Annotated in this window: 18 protein-coding genes and 1 riboswitch; of the genes, 6 read left to right on the forward strand and 12 right to left on the reverse strand. The window is 38.4% G+C overall.

Going from position 1 to position 20,572, the window contains the following annotated elements:
* Nucleotides 1-98: 98 nt before the first annotated feature.
* Nucleotides 99-1,433: a cytochrome ubiquinol oxidase subunit I gene (locus Q5794_RS25005; protein ID WP_192995507.1), complete on the forward strand. Its 1,335-nt coding sequence runs from the start codon at nt 99-101 to the stop codon at nt 1,431-1,433.
* 15 nt (nt 1,434-1,448) lie between these two features.
* Nucleotides 1,449-2,486, forward strand: a complete 1,038-nt coding sequence (locus Q5794_RS25010) for a cytochrome d ubiquinol oxidase subunit II (RefSeq protein WP_013059554.1) — start codon at nt 1,449-1,451, stop codon at nt 2,484-2,486.
* A 30-nt stretch (nt 2,487-2,516) separates the two neighbouring features.
* Here the strand turns inward: Q5794_RS25010 and Q5794_RS25015 are convergent, their stop codons facing one another.
* From Q5794_RS25015 to Q5794_RS25025, 3 genes are read right to left on the reverse strand one after another with little or no spacing between them, the layout of a single operon-like run.
* Nucleotides 2,517-2,975, reverse strand: a complete 459-nt coding sequence (locus Q5794_RS25015) for a flavodoxin (protein ID WP_214987586.1) — start codon at nt 2,973-2,975, stop codon at nt 2,517-2,519.
* 15 nt (nt 2,976-2,990) lie between these two features.
* Nucleotides 2,991-3,746: a hypothetical protein gene (locus tag Q5794_RS25020; protein WP_226897414.1), complete on the reverse strand. Its 756-nt coding sequence runs from the start codon at nt 3,744-3,746 to the stop codon at nt 2,991-2,993.
* 54 nt (nt 3,747-3,800) lie between these two features.
* Nucleotides 3,801-4,082 carry a DUF2325 domain-containing protein gene (locus tag Q5794_RS25025; protein WP_013059557.1) on the reverse strand — a complete coding sequence of 94 codons (282 nt, stop codon included), beginning with the start codon at nt 4,080-4,082 and terminating at the stop codon, nt 3,801-3,803.
* A gap of 207 nt (nt 4,083-4,289) precedes the next feature.
* Here Q5794_RS25025 and Q5794_RS25030 point away from each other — a divergent pair, with 207 nt between their 5' ends.
* Entirely contained in the window at nt 4,290-4,448 is a 159-nt protein-coding gene (locus tag Q5794_RS25030) for a DUF1540 domain-containing protein (RefSeq protein WP_013059558.1), read from the forward strand.
* A gap of 66 nt (nt 4,449-4,514) precedes the next feature.
* Complete coding sequence (locus Q5794_RS25035; RefSeq protein ID WP_013059559.1) at nt 4,515-4,718, forward strand: hypothetical protein; 204 nt, start codon at nt 4,515-4,517, stop codon at nt 4,716-4,718.
* Nucleotides 4,719-4,747: 29 nt separating this feature from the next.
* On the opposite strand, the gene Q5794_RS25040 is transcribed toward Q5794_RS25035, so the two are convergent.
* The 8 genes from Q5794_RS25040 to Q5794_RS25075 all read right to left on the reverse strand — a co-directional run bounded on the left by Q5794_RS25040 (nt 4,748) and on the right by Q5794_RS25075 (nt 16,113).
* The gene (locus tag Q5794_RS25040; RefSeq protein ID WP_214987587.1) at nt 4,748-5,791 is read right to left on the reverse strand and encodes a ribonucleotide-diphosphate reductase subunit beta; all 1,044 of its coding nucleotides are present in this window, start codon (nt 5,789-5,791) and stop codon (nt 4,748-4,750) included.
* 16 nt (nt 5,792-5,807) lie between these two features.
* On the reverse strand, nt 5,808-8,051 hold the full coding sequence (locus Q5794_RS25045; RefSeq protein ID WP_374988522.1) for a ribonucleoside-diphosphate reductase subunit alpha: 2,244 nt from the start codon (nt 8,049-8,051) through the stop codon (nt 5,808-5,810).
* A gap of 132 nt (nt 8,052-8,183) precedes the next feature.
* A riboswitch (cobalamin riboswitch) is annotated at nt 8,184-8,370 on the reverse strand.
* Between the two features lie 279 nt (nt 8,371-8,649).
* Nucleotides 8,650-9,753 carry an o-succinylbenzoate synthase gene (gene menC / locus Q5794_RS25050; RefSeq protein WP_214987589.1) on the reverse strand — a complete coding sequence of 368 codons (1,104 nt, stop codon included), beginning with the start codon at nt 9,751-9,753 and terminating at the stop codon, nt 8,650-8,652.
* A 3-nt stretch (nt 9,754-9,756) separates the two neighbouring features.
* On the reverse strand, nt 9,757-11,220 hold the full coding sequence (locus Q5794_RS25055) for an o-succinylbenzoate--CoA ligase (protein WP_214987590.1): 1,464 nt from the start codon (nt 11,218-11,220) through the stop codon (nt 9,757-9,759).
* 82 nt (nt 11,221-11,302) lie between these two features.
* Nucleotides 11,303-12,121, reverse strand: coding sequence for a 1,4-dihydroxy-2-naphthoyl-CoA synthase (gene menB / locus Q5794_RS25060; RefSeq protein WP_013059564.1), 819 nt, complete (start codon nt 12,119-12,121; stop codon nt 11,303-11,305).
* A 16-nt stretch (nt 12,122-12,137) separates the two neighbouring features.
* Nucleotides 12,138-12,947, reverse strand: coding sequence for a 2-succinyl-6-hydroxy-2,4-cyclohexadiene-1-carboxylate synthase (gene menH / locus Q5794_RS25065; RefSeq protein ID WP_374988523.1), 810 nt, complete (start codon nt 12,945-12,947; stop codon nt 12,138-12,140).
* A 3-nt stretch (nt 12,948-12,950) separates the two neighbouring features.
* The gene (gene menD / locus Q5794_RS25070; RefSeq protein ID WP_214987592.1) at nt 12,951-14,705 is read right to left on the reverse strand and encodes a 2-succinyl-5-enolpyruvyl-6-hydroxy-3-cyclohexene-1-carboxylic-acid synthase; all 1,755 of its coding nucleotides are present in this window, start codon (nt 14,703-14,705) and stop codon (nt 12,951-12,953) included.
* Nucleotides 14,692-16,113 (reverse strand): isochorismate synthase MenF, encoded by a 1,422-nt coding sequence (locus Q5794_RS25075; protein WP_192995491.1) that lies wholly within the window; start codon nt 16,111-16,113, stop codon nt 14,692-14,694. The genes menD and Q5794_RS25075 overlap by 14 nt, the downstream gene beginning before the upstream one ends.
* Nucleotides 16,114-16,464: 351 nt before the next feature.
* Between Q5794_RS25075 and Q5794_RS25080 the strand changes: the two genes are divergently transcribed.
* Nucleotides 16,465-17,217, forward strand: a complete 753-nt coding sequence (locus tag Q5794_RS25080; RefSeq protein WP_013059568.1) for a TraR/DksA C4-type zinc finger protein — start codon at nt 16,465-16,467, stop codon at nt 17,215-17,217.
* 94 nt (nt 17,218-17,311) lie between these two features.
* Nucleotides 17,312-18,109 (forward strand): TIGR00266 family protein, encoded by a 798-nt coding sequence (locus tag Q5794_RS25085; RefSeq protein ID WP_013059569.1) that lies wholly within the window; start codon nt 17,312-17,314, stop codon nt 18,107-18,109.
* Between the two features lie 38 nt (nt 18,110-18,147).
* Here Q5794_RS25085 and Q5794_RS25090 read toward each other — a convergent pair whose 3' ends face one another.
* The gene (locus tag Q5794_RS25090; protein WP_214987594.1) at nt 18,148-20,559 is read right to left on the reverse strand and encodes a glycogen/starch/alpha-glucan phosphorylase; all 2,412 of its coding nucleotides are present in this window, start codon (nt 20,557-20,559) and stop codon (nt 18,148-18,150) included.
* Nucleotides 20,560-20,572 lie beyond the last annotated feature (13 nt).

The following is a 20,572-nucleotide window of genomic DNA, read 5'->3' on the forward strand; positions in this document are numbered from 1 at the left end:
TTTTCAAGTTATATGTTTTACCAATTCTGATGCATAAAGCGTGGTAAAAAGTGGACAATAAGGTTTATCAATACTTTATTGGAAAGGTTGAAAAATGAATGGATCATTTAGTTACTGCACGTTCAATGTTTGGTCTGAACATGGGAGTACATATCATTTTTGCCACTCTTGGCGTCGGCATTCCTCTCATGATTTTATTGGCTGAAATTCTTTACTACAAAACAAAAGATAAAGATTATGAACTTATGGCACAGCGTTGGACAAAAGGAGCTGCTGTGCTGCTTGGAGTCGCCATTCCTACGGGAACGATTGCTGGTGTACAATTAGCTTTGCTTTGGCCGGGTTTTATGGAAATCGTAGGAAAAGTGATGGCTCTTCCCTTTCAAATTGAAATTTATGCTTTCTTTATTGAGGCTCTGTTTCTCTCTATTTACGTATACGCAGCGGACCGTATTTCTCGAAAAATGAGGATTATCAGTCTAATTTTAGTAGCAATAGGCGCTCTTGCCTCTGCCGTTTTAATTACAAACGTGCACGCATTTGAAGGAACACCTGCTGGCTTTCGAATTTTAAATGGCGAAATTGTAAGCGTAGATCCTTGGGCAGCTTTCTTTAATCCGAGTTTCTTTGTAACGTCCGGTCACGTAGCCGTTTCTGCTTATACAACCGGAGGCTTTGTCATTGCTTCAGTTGCTGCCTTTAAAATGCTTCGTGCGCGAAAACATAATCCAAGAGAATATAAATTTCATCATAAAGCGTTGATGATGGGATTAGTAATCGGCGGGATTTTTTCTTTTGTAACAGCTTTGAATGGACATGAATCTATGCAAAAAGTATATGAATATCAACCCGAAAAACTTGCAGCAGCTGAAGGTCTATTTGAAACGAAAGATCATGCGCCATTAGCCTTAGGCGGATTTACAGATGAAAAAGAACAGCGAGTCAAGTATGGAATTGAGTTTCCATGGATGCTCAGCTTCTTGTCGGGTAATAGCTTTAATACAGTGATTACTGGACTCAATGACTTCCCTAGGGATTATTGGCCGCCGCTTTTTGTACATACCTTGTTTAACGGTATGGTCATTATCGGATCGATTTTAATTTTAGTGGCGCTAGTGGGCGTTGTTTGGTACAAGTTTTTAAAGAAGAAAAGCTTCCCTAAAATTTTCATGTGGGCATTTGTCGCAACAGGCCCTCTTGCGATCATGGGCATTGAATTCGGATGGATTTTTGCATGTACAGGAAGACAGCCCTGGGTCATTTATCGCATCATGCGTACATCAGAAGCAGTTACCACTTCTGCTAATTTGCATATTTTATTTTTTTTATTTTTGCTTGTTTATATCGTACTTGTGGCTGCAGTCGCCCTTGTACTGGTGTTTTATTTCAGAAGAAATCCGCTTTCTAAAGAGCTTGCTGCGCAAGCAGATTAAAAAGGATGTGAGAATATGGGTGATTCATTACTAGCAATTACTGTAATATGGGGCTTCATTTTTATCTATGCCGTAATGGGAACGATGGACTTTGGAGCTGGCTTTTGGTCGATGGTATATATTAATCGTACGAAAACAAATGCTACAGATGTAGCAAACAGATATTTATCGCCTACTTGGGAAGTAACCAATGTATTTATCGTTGCGATTGTTGTTGCGCTGTTTAGTTTTTTCCCTCGAGCTACATTTACGCTTGGCACAGTGTTACTAATACCCGGAAGTATCATTTTACTTCTCTTATCTATTCGAAGCGGATTTTTAGTGTTTTCACACTATGCTAGCAGCTTCAAATATCGGAGAGCGTTGGTTTATATATCCGGTATATCCGGCGTGTTAATTCCTGCTTTTTTAATCGCTGTACTGCCAGTAAGTCAAGGTGGATTTATTGATATAATTGATGGCACGCAGCGATTAAATTTAGCAAAAGTATTTTCAAGTCCGCACGTCTATTCATTTATCGGATTTGCCATAAGCTCTTCGCTGTTTCTATCGTCTCTGTTATTAGCGGATTACTCGAAGTCATCTGACGAAATGGAAGCTTATGCGGTCTATCGGCGTGATGCGCTCATTACGGGACCTCTTTCCCTGCTAATGGCTATCTTTATTATGATTACAATGCAATCAGAAGCAAGCTGGTTATATGATAAAATGATGCAGTTTAAGCCCCTTCTTTACGGATCTGTAGGTCTATTTGTAGTAGCTGGTATTGCTCTGCTGCTACCTTCTCAAAAAGGAAAAGGCATGCCTCGTTTAGCCGTGGTATCCATTATCCTTCAATATTTCTTAGCAAGTTACGTATACGGACGAAGTCATTTACCTTATGTTGTCTATCCAAACGTAACGATTGAGAATGGATTTACACATCCCGATGCGTTTCATTCTTTATTTATTGTGTATATTGTCGGCTTTGCTATTTTATTTCCTGGATTCTTTTATTTCTGGCGTCTATTTATGAAAGATAATAAAGAATACAGCAAAAAGAAGCCATATTAAAAAACCCGGTCAGCACTTGACCGGGTTTTCTTATGAAGCAGCCGATTTTGCTACTACTTCAGCAAAACCTTTAGCAAATACCTTACATTTTTCTACATCTTCTCCAAAGGGAGAGAGCTCGATTTTCAAACCGGGAACGGCTATATTTCCGTTACGTCTCTTTATTTTTTCTTCAATTAAATCAACTGCTCCGCAAAAAACATCATATGATGAATCACCTGAGCCAAATACAGCCATCTGCTTTTGACTGAGATCTATATCATCCATTTCATCATAAAGATCTAAAAAATCATCTGGCAGCTCTCCATCTCCCCACGTATAAGCTCCAAAGATAATAGATTCTGCGGATACAAGGTCAGAAGCATCAGTGTCATATACTTCTGCTCGTTTCACATGCAATCCATGCTTGACTAATTCTTCTTCGATCAAATCGGCTATCGCTTCTGTGTTACCTGACATACTCGCATAAGCTAGTAAGATTTCCTTCATGTAAATGACGCTCCTTTACACCAGCAGTGTTGGCCGCACATCCCCTTCTTCAGCGCATTCTCGTTGAAGAGGACAGTTTTCACACTCACTGGATGCATAATTCTTTTGAAATTGTTTTGGTTCCATTAACACACTTTTGACAATATGTAGTTGAAGTATGGCTTTTTGATAATCGTCTGGTGCAATATGATAAGTTGTTGTTTCTCCAGTTAATAATGAATAAAAACGAATTTGTTCAGGAACCTTTTTAAAAGCTTGTTTCGAAAAAACGATAATAAAGTCTTTCATTGCGTTTTTCACTTCTTCATGGTCATCTAGAATGAATTTTGTTACCGTATAAGACTTCTCTGTCCATGCAGCAAAATCAATGGTTAGAGAAAGGTTGCTTTGAATTTCTTCTACATAAACGCTGTATTTCTCAAACACAAAAAGCGGTAGTTCCACATGTGCTTTCTCTCCTAAAAACCTTAGTAAATAATCGCTTACTTTAGCTAACACATCGTAATAGTGAACGGGTGATGAAAACATATTTGGCTTTAGGCGCCAATATTTTTCAATAAGCTGTAAAACATAGAGGTTTGAGCGATACTCAACGGGCTTGCTATAGTATGTTTTAATGATTTGATGGACAGTTACTTGAACAAGCTGTTTCCAATCTATAGATGTTTTTTTCAAAAGAAGCTGCTGCTGATAAAATTTGTACGGACATCGAATAAATTGTTCGATGTGGTCGTTAGAGAGTGTCTTTATATGCACTTTTATCGGTTCCACCTATGTCTCACCACCCTAATTGAAATTCATTCTCAATAATATTTAAAAATTAAATCATGAAATTTGCTCAATCACTTTACGAATAGCACTCCATGAATGTTTGACGAAATAAATTGGTTTTTTTTGTTTTTTTGCTTTCTCTTTAATGACTTTTGCCATATTGTGATTAATAAAATCCGTAATAACTAATACAAACCCAATATGTTCGGGTATTTCTCGCTTCACCATATTGCTTTTACGGCCATCTAAATGAATTACTTCATTAAATCCTTCTCCCGCTAAACGATCTGTAATATGCTTTAACCTGTCTCCTCCTACAACCATAACTGATGACATGTTTGTTCCCTCCCAATTAATTATTCATTTAATGATTTGACAACAACTTGTATTCTTTACTATATACACAGTTTAATTGAGAATGATTCTCTTTGTCAATGTTTAATTGATAAAAATTCTCAATTAAAATGAAAGTCTACCACCTTTCTTATAAGTTAGTTGAATTTTGACCATACTATAGCTATCACATATAAAGGAGGGTTAACGTTGGAACAAAACATTCTTTGTGAAGTAAATAACTGTCACTTTTGGAAAAATGGAAATCACTGCAGCGCAGAAGAAATTTACGTGGTAAGTCATAGCGGAAAACATGCAGCAAGCAGTTATGAAACAGACTGTAAAACGTTCAAGCCAACTGAAGCGTAACCCGCAAAAGGACAGCCTCTGGGTTGTCTTTTTTCTCTCTTCAAGATCATAAAAAAGGAGACTAATATGAAAACTGAACAACTGATTCATTTTTTTAAAGAAGAAGCAATAAAAGCAAATGAACAAACCTTTCCAATCTATGTACAATCGTTTACTCATTTATGGACATATAAATGGGGAACACTTGAAAACATTCCAGAAGAAATTGATGACTTAATTACCACACGTGCGTTAGAACTTGGACTTATTCACTTAAAAAAAGCTGACTAATCAATAAGGAAATTAGTCAGCTTTTGTATTTATAGATCATCAAATCCATTCGCATCTGATGCTTTTGTATATTGTCTTGATTTCTGTTCAAAGAAATCCGTTTTCCCTAAATCTACCTCTTGATAAGCAATAATCCAACGAAGAGGATTTTCAATCGGTGCTTCTGGGAAAGCAGCTCGGCCGAAGCCTAACTGATTACAGCGTTTATTAGCCATGTATTCAATATACTGCTGCAGTTCTTTCATCGTGATGCCGTCGAATTTTTCTCCGATAACAGATTCCGCCCATTCAATTTCAAGACGAGCTGCCTCTTGGAACGTTTCAACTACAAACGTTTCTAGCTCCTCCGTACGATAAGCTGTATTTTCATTTAGTACTTCCTTGAAAATCTTTTCAAATAACCCAACGTGAAGCTGTTCATCACGATTGATATAGTTAATCATCGTAGATGTCGCCACCATCTTTTGATTTCTCGCAAGATTATAGAAGAAAGCAAATCCGCTATAGAAGAAAAGGCCTTCTAAAATAACATCATATACCATAGACTTCAAAAAGTTTTCAACCGTTGCTTCTTCGCTAAATGCTTTATATCCGTTTGTAATAAAGTCATTTCGAGCACGAAGCTTTTCGTCTGTGCGCCAGTATTCAAATACTTCATCTTGTTTTCCTTTTGGTACAAGACTTGATAAAACATACGAATACGAATGATTATGAACCACTTCTTGCTGCGCTAAAATAATCATTAGAGCATTAATCGAAGAATCGGTTACATAGTCAGCTACTTTGCTAGCATAATCTGATTGAATACTGTCCAGTAGCGCCAGCAAGCCAATAATTTTTAAAAAGCTCTCTTGTTCGTCAGCCGTTAACTGAGGGAACTGCTTAATATCTTGACCCATATTAATTTCAAACGGCGTCCAGAAGTTAGCTAGCATACGTTTGTATTTAGGGAACGCCCATGAAAATCGGACGTCATCCCAGTTTAGAATATTTGAGCTCTTGCCGTTGATGATTCCTGTCGAACGGTTCGGAGCTGTTTCGTTCATTAATTCTCGTTTTAACATGCTTGTCATCAATTATTCACTCCTTTTAACTATGACAGCTTTCACATTCTTCAATGACTTCACTTGATGTTGAACGTACGTAGTAGGTCGTTTTTAACTTTTCTTTCCATGCCGTCATATGAAGATCCAGCAGCTCTTTTGCTCGGATATCATTTTGCACATATAAGTTGAATGAAATGGATTGATCAATATGGCGCTGGCGCTTGGCGTTTTGCTTAATGCTCCAGTGCTGATCAATTAAATAAACGGACTTATAATACCAGTTTGTTGCTGGTGATAAATCTGGTGCCGTCACCGGGATTTTATAGTTTTTCTTTTCCTCTGAATAAAACTTACGGAAAATCGGATCAATACTTGCAGTAGAACCCGCGATAATAGATGTTGATGAATTAGGTGCTACAGCCATTAAGTATCCATTTCTTATCCCATTGTTTTGAACTTCATTACGCAGTTCACTCCACGCTTCGCTTGTGTATTTACGTGTTTCAAAATAAGCGCCTGACTCAAAATCTGAGCCTTTAAATAATGGATATGCGCCTTTTTCTTTAGCTAAGTTCATGCTTGCCTGTACGGTTAAGTAAGCAATTTGCTCATATAATTCATCGCAATATGCTACCGCTTCATCTGTTTCCCATGCTATTTTCTTTAAGGCAAGCAAATGGTTCCAACCAAATGTGCCAAGCCCTACTGCGCGGTACTTTTGGTTTGTTAGTTTTGCTTGAAGTACCGGCAAATCATTTAACTCAATAACGTTATCAAGCATGCGTACTTGAATTGGAATTAAACGTTCAAGCACATCTTCAGTTACGGCTCTCGCTAAGTTGATAGAAGAAAGATTACATACAACAAAATCGCCCGGATTCTTTGTAATAATAATTTTTCCGTCTTCCGTAATTTCCTCTGTTACTACCGTTGTGCTTTGGTTTTGCGTGATTTCTGTACATAAGTTGCTGCAGTAGACCATGCCCTCGTGGCGGTTTTGATTAGCTCGGTTAACCGTATCACGATAGAACATATAAGGCGTTCCGGTTTCAAGCTGCGAAAGCATAATGCGCTTGAAGATCTCAATAGCAGGTACTGTTTCTCTTGAAAGCTGTTCATTATTTACACACTCAGCGTAACGAGTGCGGAACGAACCGCTGCCTTCTTCTTCATCATAAAAATCTTCTAACGAATAGCCCATCAGCGTACGAACTTCGTGAGGATCGAATAAGTGCCAGTCTTCACGTGCTTCTACTTTTTCCATAAACAAATCTGGCAAACATACGCCAGTGAATAAATCATGCGTGCGCTGGCGTTCGTCACCATTGTTCAAACGCGCGTCTAAGAATGAAAAGATGTCTTTATGCCATACGTCTAAATATACGGCAATAGCTCCTTGTCGTTGACCTAGCTGATCGACACTTACAGCCGTATTATTTAGCTGTTTCATCCATGGAATTGTTCCTGATGATACGCCTTTAAAACCTTTTATATCACTTCCTCGGCTTCTAATATGACCGAGGTAGACACCAATTCCGCCTCCATTTTTACTAAGCGTGGCCAAATCTGTATTGCTATCATAAATACCGCGTAAGCTGTCATCAATCGTATCAATAAAGCAGCTAGATAGCTGTCCGTAGCTCTTTCCTGCGTTTGAAAGTGTTGGTGTGGCAACCGTCATATATAGACTAGAAAGCGCCCAGTACGCTTCTTTTACTAATGCTGTTCGATTTTCTTTCTTTTCTTGAGACATCAGCGTCATAGCAATGATAAGAAAACGTTCTTGCGGTAATTCGTATACGCGCTTATCATGTGATGTCGCTAAATAGCGATCTGCTAATGTCAACAATCCAATGTATGTAAATAAACAATCGCGTTCAGGAATAATGACTGAAGCAATTTCATTAATTTCTTCTTCTGTATATGTTTTTAATAGTTGTTTATTATAAATGCCGATTTTTGTTAGTTCTTGAATAAGCTGATAAAACGAACCGTACTTCTCTTTTTTATCATAACCTCGGTTGTCCGCTGCTTTTCGATATAGTTCGTTTAAGTAGACGTCTGCCGCTACGTACGTCCAATCGGGTTCTTCCATTGAAATACGCTCTAAGGCTGCCAAAATTAGTACGTTTGCAACCTTTTCGTCCGTCATATTTTCCTTTACTGTAACAGTTTGAATAACCTTTTCCTCATACAAAGAAAAATCAAGCTGCGTAAATTCTTTTTTTAAACGTTCAATATATGCAGTTAATTCATGTAGAATTGTAGGCTTTAATGTATTCACCATAAATATGGCTCCTCTCTTCACTTCAAAATAAAAAATCGCTCACCGTACCTCAGTGAGCGAATAGAACGAAGATAGAAGAAGACACTAAGTCTTTTCTCAATCCTCGCTCTACCCTCTCACCTCCCGAAGAAGATAAAACGACATAAAAAAGGCAGGTCTCCTGACTTATGCTTCTTTTTACTTTAAGGCCTTCCCATGATGTTTACTCACAGTGGATCTCCTTATTTCATCAGCATTCACAGTTGCGGGGACAGCTTTGGATTTTCACCAAATTCCCTTTTAAGTCTTTTTATCAGACACCTTTTTCACTGGAAAACACAAAATATAGTATTTTATTATCGATTCCAAAACAACATATTGTGTTATGTTATAAACACATTATATAGGACAACTTAGAAAACTATCAACCTATTTTCAAAAATAATTTTGTTTTTTACGATAAAACTCTTCGACTTTTTTCATCAAACTATTCCATCATAACATGTTTTGACACGCTTGATGGAACAATGTGCTCTTTTTAAAAAATTTGTCCTATTTTTCTACTAAACATTGACAACCTCAATAAAAAAACCGTTTTTCATAAAAAAACGGTTTTTAATTATTTGTATTCTTTTTCAAATGCTGTGATTGTTTTGATAAACTTTTTATCAATATCGTATCCTATCCCCGGTTTTCCCTTCACCGTTATTACTCCGGATTCTACCTCTACTTCCGGCTTAATAATATCTTTTTCCCAATAGCGAGACGACGCAGAAATATCACCTGGTATCGTGAAAGAAGGCAGTGTGGCAAGGGCGATGTTATGAGCTCGTGAAATCCCGGCTTCTAACATTCCTCCAACCCAAAGTCTTACACCATGCTGGGCGCATAAATCATGAATTTGCTTTGCTACGGACAGTCCGCCAACTCGACCGATTTTCACGTTGATAATCTTACAGCTTTTTTGTTCAATTGCATGACGTGCATCTTCATAGCTCACAATACTTTCATCTAAGCAAATCGGCGTCTTCAGTTGCTTTTGTAACAATCGATGATCAAGGATATCATCAGAACTTAACGGCTGTTCGATCATCATTAAATTCAATTCATCTAGTTTCTTCAATGAATCACTATCGCTTAACGTATAGGCTGAATTGGCATCAGCCATAAGAGGAATGCTTGGAAATTCATCTCGAATTTGTTTCAGTAGCTCATAGTCAGCACCCGGCTTAATTTTCACTTTAAAGCGCTTATAACCATCTTTCATGTAAGTCTTTATTTGTTCTTTCATTACAGAAATGTCATTTAAGCCAACTACCACTCCAGCTTCTACAGCAAGCCTTACTCCGCCAATTACTTCAGATAACGGCTCATTTTGCCGCTTTGCATACAAATCCCATACAGCACAGTCCAAAGCTGCTTTAGCCATGTTATTTCGCTTTAGAGGTTTGAATAGCTCTTGAACATCCTCTGGTTTTTGAAGCTGCTGATGAAGAAGCGAAGGAATTAAAAAATCCTCTAACATATGAAAACATGTCTGAATCGTTTCTTCCGTATACCAAGGAGATGAAAAAGCAACTACTTCTCCCCACCCTGTAAAACCTTTTTCATCTTCTACTTCAAGCAAAATCAATTCTCGATCCTGCACCGTACCATAGCTTGTTGAAAAAGGAGAAAGAAGCTTCATGTCAATTTTATAAAGATGTACTTTTTTTATAATCATCGATTAGCTCCCTTTCTGTATGAAAGATGATAGTTTCCGGCGTATGATTTTATTAGAAGCCGTTCGTGGCAGTTCCTCTACTCGAACGAAATACTTTGGAAGTTTGTACTTTGCTAAAAATTGTTGAATGTGTAAAGATAACTCTTCATCTGAAACGTCTTCATTTGTAACGATGCATGCTGCCGGAACTTGTCCCCATTTTTCATCGGCTACTCCCGTTACACCAGCCTCTTTCACAGCAGGGTGCTTCAATAAAATATTTTCAATTTCAGCTGGATATACATTTTCTCCACCTGAAATAATGAGGTCCGAACGTCTGTCTAATACATATAGGAAGCCTTCTTCATCCACTTTCCCGATATCTCCTGTATAGAACCAGCCTTGTTGAATTGCTTTCTCAGTAGCTTCAGGTTTATTTAAATATCCTTTTGTGACATTTGGACCTTTAACAATGATTTCTCCTGCTTCGCTTGTCTCATTTCCTTTTTCATCTACAATTTTCATTGCACATGGAAATAATGGTTTACCTGCTGATCCCAGTTTTCGCAAACTATCTTCAGGTGAAAGCGTAACGAATTGTGAAGATGTTTCTGTCATTCCATACGTTTGATAAACAGGAATTTCTTTACTCACACAAGCCTCTAAAATAGTAAGCGGTGCAGGCCCTCCTCCTAAAAGCATACAGCGAAACGTATAAGGATATTTCCGTTCCTCTAACTCATCAAGCATATTGGATAGCATGGAAGTGACAACTGAAATAATCGTTACCCCTTTGTTTTCAATCGCTTCATTTACTGCTCTTGCTTCAAATCGTTCTTCTAAAATGATTTTCATTCCGTAAAAGACGCTCCGCATTAAAATAGATAAGCCGCTAATATGAAACAAAGGAACCGCTATAAGCCAACAGTCTTTTTCGTTTAATCCTAAATTAAGCGCTGAACCAACGGAACTCCACCAGTGATTTCCATACGTCTGCAGCACTCCTTTTGGATGACCTGTTGTTCCAGACGTATACATAATGGTGAATGTCTCCTCGAGATTCCACGTTTTTTGAAAACCTGTTTCTGCTTCTGGAGAACTTCTTAAAGCAGGTAAAGTAAGCTGTGTAATGGAACTTTGGAATTCTCTCATTAAAAAAGTTTCATCCGCAATAAGCAACGACACGTTTGCATCTGTTAGCTGATAATTAATTTCTTCGTTTGTCAAACGCGTGTTGACGAGCAGTAACCGAGCGCCAATATAAGAAACCGCATGTAAAATCTCAATAAACTCCACTCTATTTTTCATGTATAAAGCAATGGTATCGCCTTGTTTTACACCGTTAAACGAAAGCTGCTGTGCTACTTTTTGAACACGCTTATGAAGCTCTTGAAAAGTAAGAGACGTTTGCGGTGTTTCTACCGCCACTCGATTTGGCGTCAAATATGCTCTTTGCATAAGCCCATTAGGAATCGTTTGGCTACTCATGAATTTCTCTCCTTTTTATACTGATTAACTAAATTAAATTGAAAAAACAGCCTGATGATAATCACCAAGCTGTTTCACCTGTTTAAGGGAAACGTGGGAACTGTTGGAAGTCTGGATTACGTTTTTCCTTAAATGCATCGCGACCTTCTTTTGCCTCATCGGTTGTGTAATAAAGAAGCGTTGCGTCACCCGCAAATTGCTGGATACCAGCTAAGCCATCCGTATCAGCATTAAATGCTGCTTTTAAGAAACGAAGAGCGGTTGGACTTTTTTCTAACATCTCTTCACACCATTGAATTGTTTCAGCTTCAAGCTGTTCTAATGGAACGACCGTGTTTACTAACCCCATGTCTAGTGCCTCTTGAGCGTTGTACTGACGGCATAAGAACCAGATCTCACGCGCTTTCTTATGACCTACGATGCGAGCTAAGTAACCAGAGCCATATCCTGCATCGAAGCTTCCAACTTTAGGACCTGTTTGTCCAAAGACTGCGTTATCCGCTGCAATTGTTAAGTCACATACAACATGAAGAACGTGGCCTCCACCAATTGCATAGCCTGATACCATCGCAACAACCGGCTTTGGAATTACGCGAATTAAACGCTGTAAATCTAGAACGTTTAGACGTGGAATTTCATCTTCTCCTACATAGCCGCCGTGACCGCGAACTTTTTGGTCTCCGCCTGAACAAAATGCCTTATCTCCAGCACCTGCTAATACAATTACTCCAATGCTTGCATCGTCACGAGCATAAGCAAATGCATCGATCAATTCCATTACTGTTTTTGGGCGGAATGCATTGTGCACTTCCGGACGGTTAATCGTAATTTTAGCGATTCCGTTATATGTTTCGTATAAAATGTCTTCATACTGACGTGCTGATGTCCATTCAACTGTCATCTTTATTTCCTCCTAATTATGTAGTAGCTAAGAACTCACTTACTATTCTACCAAAAATCTCGGGTTGTTCCACGTGAATTGCATGGCCTGTCTCTAAAATAATTTCAGAAGTAGCATTTGGTATTAATGTTTGCATTTCTTTGGAAATTAAACAAAACTTTTGATCTACTTCTCCTGTAATAAGCAAAACCGGCATCAACAGATCGTCCAGCTTCTCCCAAAGGGACGGCTGGACTCCTGTTCCCATTCCTTTTAAACTGTTGGAAAGGCCGATTTCTGTATGCGAAAGTCTTTCTTTACGCACCGCTTCTTGAACATGGCTAGGCAATTGCTTTTGAGAACTAAAAAGAGGGATTTTTTCCCAAAAGTTTACAAATTCTTCAATCCCATTTTTCATAATGCGGCTCGCCAGCTGTTCATCTTTTTCTTTTCTTATCTTTTGTTCTTCTCGCGTTTTTAAACCAGGCGATGCGCTTTCTAATACCAACTTTTTCACAAGGTGTGGATATCGCTGAGCAAATGAAAGAGCAAGCCTTCCTCCCATCGAATATCCAATTACATTCACCTGTGATAGAGATAGCTGTTCAAGCAGCTCATGCATTGCTTCAACAACTGCTTCCATTGAATATGGTTTGATTTCTTTCGGAGCTGCTGATTGGCCATGACCAATAATATCAACAGCAATCACTTGATAGTCTTTAGCGAATTTCTTCATAAAGGTACGCCAAGTTTGAGAAGAACCGGTAAAGCCGTGAAGCAGAAGCAGCGGCTCTCCTTTTCCTTCGGTGTGCACATAGTAAGATACACCATTTAATTGATACATCATTGCTTATTCCTCACCGTTTGACAAATTTATTTCCCCGGAAACAAGTTTCCACAAACTGCGATGAGTCTCTACATTTTCTTTACGAGTTGTACGAATCTCTACAACATGCAACCCGCCTTTTGCGAAAGCATGGTTCATTGCATGTCGAAATTCTTCCCAGCTGTTTGCTGAAGAAAATGTGCCATCATACAGACGAGTGGCATGCTCAAAATTTAATCCAGTTGGCGTACCGAATAAAAATTCAAAGTGCTTTTCTTGTTTTGACTGCGGTAAAAATGAAAAAATTCCTCCGCCGTCATTGTTAACTAGCACAACGGTTAAATTTAAATTATGCATTTTAGCTGCCAGCAGACCATTTAAATCGTGATAAAACGATAGGTCACCAATAAATAAAACGGTGTGATCGTAAGCCGTGCTTACGCCTAGAGCAGACGAAACCACACCATCAATTCCATTTGCTCCCCGATTTACAAAGAGTGGAATATCTTTTTCCGTATTTAAGAAGAAAGAATCAATATCTCGAACAGGCATTGAATTTCCAGCAAACAAAGCCGTGCCTTCAGGTACTACATCAACAATTTCTTGAACTACTTGTCCTTCGAACCATTCCTGGCCAGAAGTTAATGTTCTCAGAGCCTGTGCAGTTTGAGTATTAATCTTTTTCCACAGACTCAGCCATGAAGTAGACTCCTCTTGATTCGCTGAAAGACGCTTGATCAGTTCTTCACAAAATAATGTCTCATCGGCTTCAATCATCACTGTTGAACGCAAAGTAGGATCTCTCCAGCCTTTACCTTGGTCAACTACAAACATTTCTGTCGGCTCGTGTGCTTTCAAAAATTGCAATAGCGGTTTCGATACCGGCATCGCGCCAAAACGAATGACAACTTCCGGGTGAAAACGCTCATCAACCTTATCACTTTTTAAAAATGTATCATATGTCTCTATTACATTTTCTTTTGAATGCTTGCCGCTTCTTAATTGTGATAACGGATCTGCAAGGACCGGAAAGCTTAAAGATTCAGCTAAACGGCATACGCTGTCTACTGCTTTTAAAGACATTTGATCTCCGCATATAATAAGTCCTTTTGTTGTTCCCTCTAAGCGCTTCGCAATTTCTTCGAATCCTTTTTCAGATAGAGATGCTTCTCCATGAATAGCAGCCACATATGATTTACCGCGTTTCCCCTGACTCCATAAATCTTCAATAGACAAATCTGGTACAATCGGTTCACGTAAAGGTACGTTAATGTGTACAGGACCGCTCGGTATAGCTTGAGCTGTATGAACAGCCCTTGAAGCTACTGTTCGAATATAACGATTCATATCTGCACTTTCTTCTGGTAAAGCTGTATCTACAAACCACTTCGCATATTGACCGAAAAGATGATTCTGATTAATGGCCTGCGGGGCACCTATATCCCTTAACTCATGCGGCCGATCCGCTGTGATAACTACTAAAGGAATGCGTGAGTAGTGAGCTTCAATTACTGCAGGATAATAATTCGCTGCAGCTGTTCCAGATGTACATACAAGCGCCACTGGTTTTTTCTTTGCTTTTGCTATTCCTAGAGCAAAAAAGCCGGCGGAACGTTCATCAATATTTAAGTGCACATGAATATCAGGGTGCTCAGCCATAAGCATCGCAATAGGCGTTGAACGTGACCCTGGACTGACCACTACTTCTTCAACATTTGCTTCTACTAATTCATCCACGAATGACGCAATATACGTTGTTAATGATTTAATGTGTTCCACGCATAATCCCTCCTAAAGCTGAAAGCATCGGGTTGAATTTAATTCTTGTTTCTTCATATTCACTTTCAGGCGTAGAATCTGCTACAATTCCACAGCCCGCAAATAAAACGGCTTCTTTTTGCTGAATAACAGCGGAGCGGATTCCTACTATAAATTCACCGTTTCCGTTGATATCCATCCATCCTAAAGGAGCTGCATACCACCCTCGGTCAAAGGATTCTAGCTGTCGAATAATAGGCATAGCCTCCTGTTGAGGATATCCTCCTAGCGCTGGTGTTGGATGGAGCTTTTGAATAAATGAAAATAGCGTTACATCTTCCTTTATACGCCCTTTAACAGGTGTATACAAATGTTGAATATGCTTTGTTTTATATAAACTTGGCGTACTTGGAATTTCTACTTCATAACAATAAGAATTCATCGCTTCTTTAATCATATGAACAACAACATCGTGCTCAATTAAGTTCTTAGGATCTTGAAGCAATTCCTCACCCAGTTCGTGATCTTCCTGCCTTGTCTTTCCTCTTGGAATCGAACCCGCTAAACAAGTGGAAAACACATAATCTTCTTGTTTTTGCACTAGCCTTTCTGGGGAAGCGCCGATAAAATGCTGGTGCTCTCCCTCTAAAATATATGTGTAGCTAGTTGGCTGTTCCTTTAACAGACGCTGAAGCACGTATTCAGTAGAAATATCTTCATTAAATTTTACTTTTAATTGACGAGCAAGAACCACTTTCTCTATAGCCTGTTGCTTAATTAAAGTAGTAGCTCTTTCAACATTTCCTTTAAATTTCTCTACCCCAATTTCCTCTTTTTCCAACAGCAAAGGTGAAATATGAGATTCCCCGTCGTACTCTTCACAAAGAACAAGTTTTTGGACCTCTTCGAAATAATTGATGTGCTTTTTAACAGAATCTTGTCCTTTAACCATCATATTAACGGTAAGGTATCCTTCTTTGTCTACCTGAGTATATAACACAGTTGGAATCATAAATTTTGAACTCGGGAAATCACTCCAATAGTTTTCTCGATACTGATTTGGGTCAAATGAAAATCCTCCAAATAAAAGAGGACCCGTCCCGTCTGGGAAAATTTGATTATTTTTATAAAAGTCTTCTTTTATAAAGCGCTTCCATTCATTTTCAATGTGGAAATAACGTTCTTTTGCCGCATTGGTGCAAATAGTATGCGCATATCCTAATCCAACAAATGTATAATAACTGTTGGGATCTTTCCAAAAAAAGCGTTCTTTATAAAACTGGTCATGTCCGTTCGCATAAAAAATAAGGGGGTCAATAGGTCTTACTTTTTTCACTAAACTGACCAATTTTGGCTGATTTTCATTTTTTGCACACTCAATCGCATCTTTAATGTATTCTTGTACTAACTGTTCGGTCGTTGCAATCACACTACGTCCCCCCGTTCATCTTTTTTCTTAAGTCTGTAACTAACTTATTATAAACTTTCAGTTCAAAAAAATCTAGCATCGCGATTCACGAGAAAAAATTAATTTCGCTTGTCTAAATTATGCCTTTTCATTAAATGAATCAAAAATTTTTATGATCTATTTAGTACTCCTTAGACCTCAAGAACATTATTTTTATCATACCCTTTTCTATAACCTTTAACTTTCTTTAATTTTCCACTCCTTTTCTCTCTTAGCTTCATGAATACCCCAAATACTCCTAATATGAATCGTGTTTTTTTGAATTTTTAACACATACTACAAAAGCACAATAAATTTTTAAGGGGGAGCTTCATGACACTTTCAAAACAAGAAATCAGTCAGTTAAAACAAAATTTACAGCAGCAGCAGGCTGATATTCAATCGCACTTTGATCAAAATGATCATTTTGGTCTAACTCGAAGCGACGCTCACGATGCTGTAGGAGAACTTTCAAGCTACGATAACCACCCTGGTGACACAGCCACGGAAACATACGAGCGTGAAAAAGACCTTGCACTAAATGAACATGCAAAACAAGAGCTACATGAAATAGAAGAAGCACTTCAGGCAATCGCTCACAGCACGTATGGAACATGCAAAGTATGTGGAGCAGATATCTCGTTTGAAAGACTTCAGGCTGTACCAACTACTTTATACTGTAGAGAACATAGCCCATCACAGGATATTCCAAAGCACAGACCTGTAGAAGAAAATGTTCTCCATCACCCATTTGGTCAATACGACTATGACGATACCGAAACGACAGGATATGACGCAGAAGATTCTTGGCAAGACGTTGCGCGTTACGGGACGTCTGAATCTCCTTCTGATTTTATAGAAGATACGTCTAACTATAGTGAAACCTATATTGAGGCAGATGAAGCTATCGGGTACGTTGAAGATTATGAGAACTTTGCCGCTACCGATTTATATGGACAGCCTCTTCCTATTTACCCTTCAAAAGAGCATGAGCGATATGAAAATGCACTGGATGAAGAAGGTACAATGACCATATTTGGAGATTTACCGGCCTATGAGAAAGATCCATACACTGAAAAGGAGTAGTTCTTCATACTACTCTTTTTTCTATTTTTAGTAGGAGCTATAGGAGATGACATCGAATGAATAGGAGATTAGAATTAATAATGAGGTGAAAATGATGAATGCACATGAAATTGATTATAAATTGTATGGAGATGACATGCAGTTTGTTGAAATTGAATTAGATCCTTCAGAAAGTGTTATAGCAGAAGCTGGAGGAATGATGATGATGGAAGATGATATTGAGATGGAAACCATTTTTGGTGACGGTTCTTCCTCCAACAGCAGCGGGCTGTTTAATAAATTAAAAGGAGCTGGGAAACGCGTATTAACTGGTGAAAGTTTATTTATGACGGTATATACAAATAACGGATATCACAAACGAAAAGTATCTTTCGCTTCACCTTTTCCAGGCAAGATTATTCCTGTCGATTTAGAGCAGCTCGATCATAAAATCATTTGTCAAAAGAGCTCCTTTTTATGCGCTGCCAAAGGCGTATCCGTTGGCATTGATTTTCAAAAAAAACTAGGAACGGGCTTCTTTGGCGGTGAAGGTTTTATTATGCAAAAATTAGAAGGTAATGGCTTGGCATTTTTGCATGCAGGCGGGACCATTCATAAAAGACAGCTGCAGCCGGGTGAACGCCTTCGTGTGGATACTGGATGTTTAGTGGCCATGACCCGTGATGTAAACTACAACATCGAATATGTAGGGAAAATTAAAACAGCTCTGTTTGGAGGAGAAGGCATGTTTTTTGCTACTCTGTCAGGACCGGGAACAGTTTGGATTCAATCTCTTCCTTTTAGCCGACTAGCCGATCGCGTTTTATCAAGTGCAGTTTCGCCAACGGGAGGTAAAGGTGAAGGCAGTATCCTTGGTTCTTTAGGTGATTTCTTAAACGGGGACAACAGATAAAATAAAAAAGGTGTAGTCTTTGACTACACCTTTTCTATTTATTGATTTAATAAATTTTTAGTGGAGTGAATTCCCCAAATATCAGATGCATATTCCTCAATCGTTCGATCACTAGAAAAAAAGCCGGAATGTGCAATGTTCGTCGCACTCATTTGAAGCCATTTATTTTCATTTCTATAAGCTTCGTTTACTTTTTGCTGTGCCGTAACGTATGAGTCAAAGTCACGGAGTACATAGTATTCATCATTTTGCATTAATAATGAATCATATATAGGCTCGAATAAGTCATATGTGTCAGGTAGGAAGCCGTTTGTAAGCTGCTCGAGCACTTGTCGAATCCGCTTATCATGATGGTAATAATCATAGGCACGGTATCCTCCATTTTGCTGATAGCTCAACACTTCTTCGGCTTTTAATCCAAAAATAAAGACATTATCTTTTCCTACTGCCTCGCTAATTTCGACGTTCGCTCCGTCCATAGTGCCAAGAGTTAACGCTCCGTTCATCATGAATTTCATATTTCCCGTTCCCGAAGCTTCTTTGCTGGCGGTTGAAATCTGTTCACTGACATCCGCTGCAGGAAAGATATACTCAGCAAGTGACACTCGATAGTTTTCTAAAAAAACGACTTTTAAAAACGGTGATGTTTGTGGATCATGATTGACAACATCAGCTACAGAATTAATTAGCTTGATGACTTTTTTTGCATAATAATAGCCGGGAGAAGCTTTCGCACCAAAAATGAATGTACGAGGAACGATTTGAAAATTAGGGTCTTCTTTTAATCGATTGTACAAATACATAATGTGCAACACATTTAAAAGCTGTCTTTTATAAGCATGAAGCCTTTTAACCTGTACATCAAAAATAGAATTAGAATCTATTTTAATTCCCGTTTGCTCTTGAATAATATCCGCAAGCAGCTTTTTACGCTGTTGTTTTACTGTTTTTAGTCCTTGTAAAAAGCTTGGATCTTCCACATACTCTTGGAGCTTTATAAGAGAATGCGGCTGTTTAATCCATTTATCTCCTATCACATCGGTAATAAGAGAGGAAAGCTGCGGGTTAGCTTTTAACAACCAGCGCCGGTGGGTAATTCCATTCGTTTTATTGTTAAATTTAGCAGGATAAAACTGATAAAAATCTTTCATTTCTCGTTCTTTTAAAATATCAGTATGAATCTTTGCCACGCCGTTTACTTTATAACTTCCCACAATTGCTAAATGAGCCATCTTTACTAACCCGTGCGCTAAAATGGCCATATTTTCAATCCGCTGCCAGTCTCCTGGATATGCTTCCCATAATTCTTTACAAAAGCGTTCATTAATTTCTTCAATAATCATATACACGCGTGGAAGCAAGGGTTGAAATAAATCAATGGGCCATTTCTCAAGGGCTTCAGAAAGAGTCGTATGATTTGTGTATGATATGGTATTGGACGTAATATGCCATGCATCTTCCCATTCCATTTTTTCTTCATCCAGTAAAATTCTCATTAGCTCAGGAATCGCAAGTACAGGATGCGTATCGTTAATATGAATGGCTACTTTTTCGTGAAAGTTTGTAAGTGTTTGATAGGTATTTCGATGCGCTCTGATAATACTTTGTAAGCTAGCTGACACAAGAAAATATTGCTGTTTCAATCTTAATATTTTACCATCTTCATGTGTATCATCCGGATATAAAAATTCTGATACAGCCTCTGTTTGACGCTTATACTCCATCACATCTTTATGTACTGGAAATGATGAAGGCTCCGCATTCCAAAGGCGAAGTGTATTCACTGTGTCTGTTTTATACCCGATAACTGGGATGTCATAAGGAACAGCAGAGACGGGTTCTCCTTTTACATGACGAAAAGAGAATTTTCCGTCTTCCTGTACCATTTCAACTTCGCCCCAAAAGTTCACTTCGATGGCTTGATCTAATTTGCGTACCTCCCATGAATTCCCATGCCTTAACCACTGTTCTGGGAGCTCAATTTGAAAGCCGTTTACAATCTTTTGATCAAACAAACCGTGTTTATAGCGAATCCCATAACCGTGGCCAGGAAGATTAAGTGAAGCAAGAGAATCTAAAAAACAAGCAGCAAGCCTGCCTAATCCGCCGTTTCCTAATCCTGCATCTACTTCTATTTCCTCAATATTTTCAAGTGAAATATTCAGATCACTTAATCCTTCTTTTACAACTTCCCGAATTCCTAAGTTCAACAGATTTTGACCCAATAGTCTGCCTAATAAAAATTCGATAGAAAGATAATACACTTGCTTTGTATGTGAAGACCTATGAATTTCATTGGTTGAAATCCAATCGCTGCTAATATACTCTCGCACCATATTTCCTAATGTATGATAGTGATCTTGAACAGTAGATTCTTTAAAGCTCTTTCCATAAGTCATTTCCAGCTTTTTTAGAAAAGCCTCTTGAAAGCTTTTTTTATCAGAGAACAATCTGCTCACCCTT

This window comes from Priestia megaterium, from assembly GCF_041941685.1.
Lineage (GTDB): Bacteria > Bacillota > Bacilli > Bacillales > Bacillaceae_H > Priestia > Priestia megaterium_C.

What these genes read in the sequence shown, in the direction of transcription:
- Q5794_RS25040 (WP_214987587.1), bottom strand. Translation starts at nt 5,791, where the DNA reads ATGACAAGCATGTTAAAACGAGAATTAATGAACGAAACAGCTCCGAAC.
- Q5794_RS25055 (WP_214987590.1), bottom strand. Translation starts at nt 11,220, where the DNA reads ATGAGTAGCCAAACGATTCCTAATGGGCTTATGCAAAGAGCATATTTG.
- menC (WP_214987589.1), bottom strand. Translation starts at nt 9,753, where the DNA reads ATGATTATAAAAAAAGTACATCTTTATAAAATTGACATGAAGCTTCTT.
- menH (WP_374988523.1), bottom strand. Translation starts at nt 12,947, where the DNA reads ATGATGTATCAATTAAATGGTGTATCTTACTATGTGCACACCGAAGGA.
- Q5794_RS25035 (WP_013059559.1), top strand. Translation starts at nt 4,515, where the DNA reads ATGAAAACTGAACAACTGATTCATTTTTTTAAAGAAGAAGCAATAAAA.
- Q5794_RS25025 (WP_013059557.1), bottom strand. Translation starts at nt 4,082, where the DNA reads ATGTCATCAGTTATGGTTGTAGGAGGAGACAGGTTAAAGCATATTACA.
- Q5794_RS25045 (WP_374988522.1), bottom strand. Translation starts at nt 8,051, where the DNA reads ATGGTGAATACATTAAAGCCTACAATTCTACATGAATTAACTGCATAT.
- Q5794_RS25005 (WP_192995507.1), top strand. Translation starts at nt 99, where the DNA reads ATGGATCATTTAGTTACTGCACGTTCAATGTTTGGTCTGAACATGGGA.
- Q5794_RS25010 (WP_013059554.1), top strand. Translation starts at nt 1,449, where the DNA reads ATGGGTGATTCATTACTAGCAATTACTGTAATATGGGGCTTCATTTTT.
- Q5794_RS25085 (WP_013059569.1), top strand. Translation starts at nt 17,312, where the DNA reads ATGAATGCACATGAAATTGATTATAAATTGTATGGAGATGACATGCAG.
- Q5794_RS25080 (WP_013059568.1), top strand. Translation starts at nt 16,465, where the DNA reads ATGACACTTTCAAAACAAGAAATCAGTCAGTTAAAACAAAATTTACAG.
- Q5794_RS25015 (WP_214987586.1), bottom strand. Translation starts at nt 2,975, where the DNA reads ATGAAGGAAATCTTACTAGCTTATGCGAGTATGTCAGGTAACACAGAA.
- menB (WP_013059564.1), bottom strand. Translation starts at nt 12,121, where the DNA reads ATGACAGTTGAATGGACATCAGCACGTCAGTATGAAGACATTTTATAC.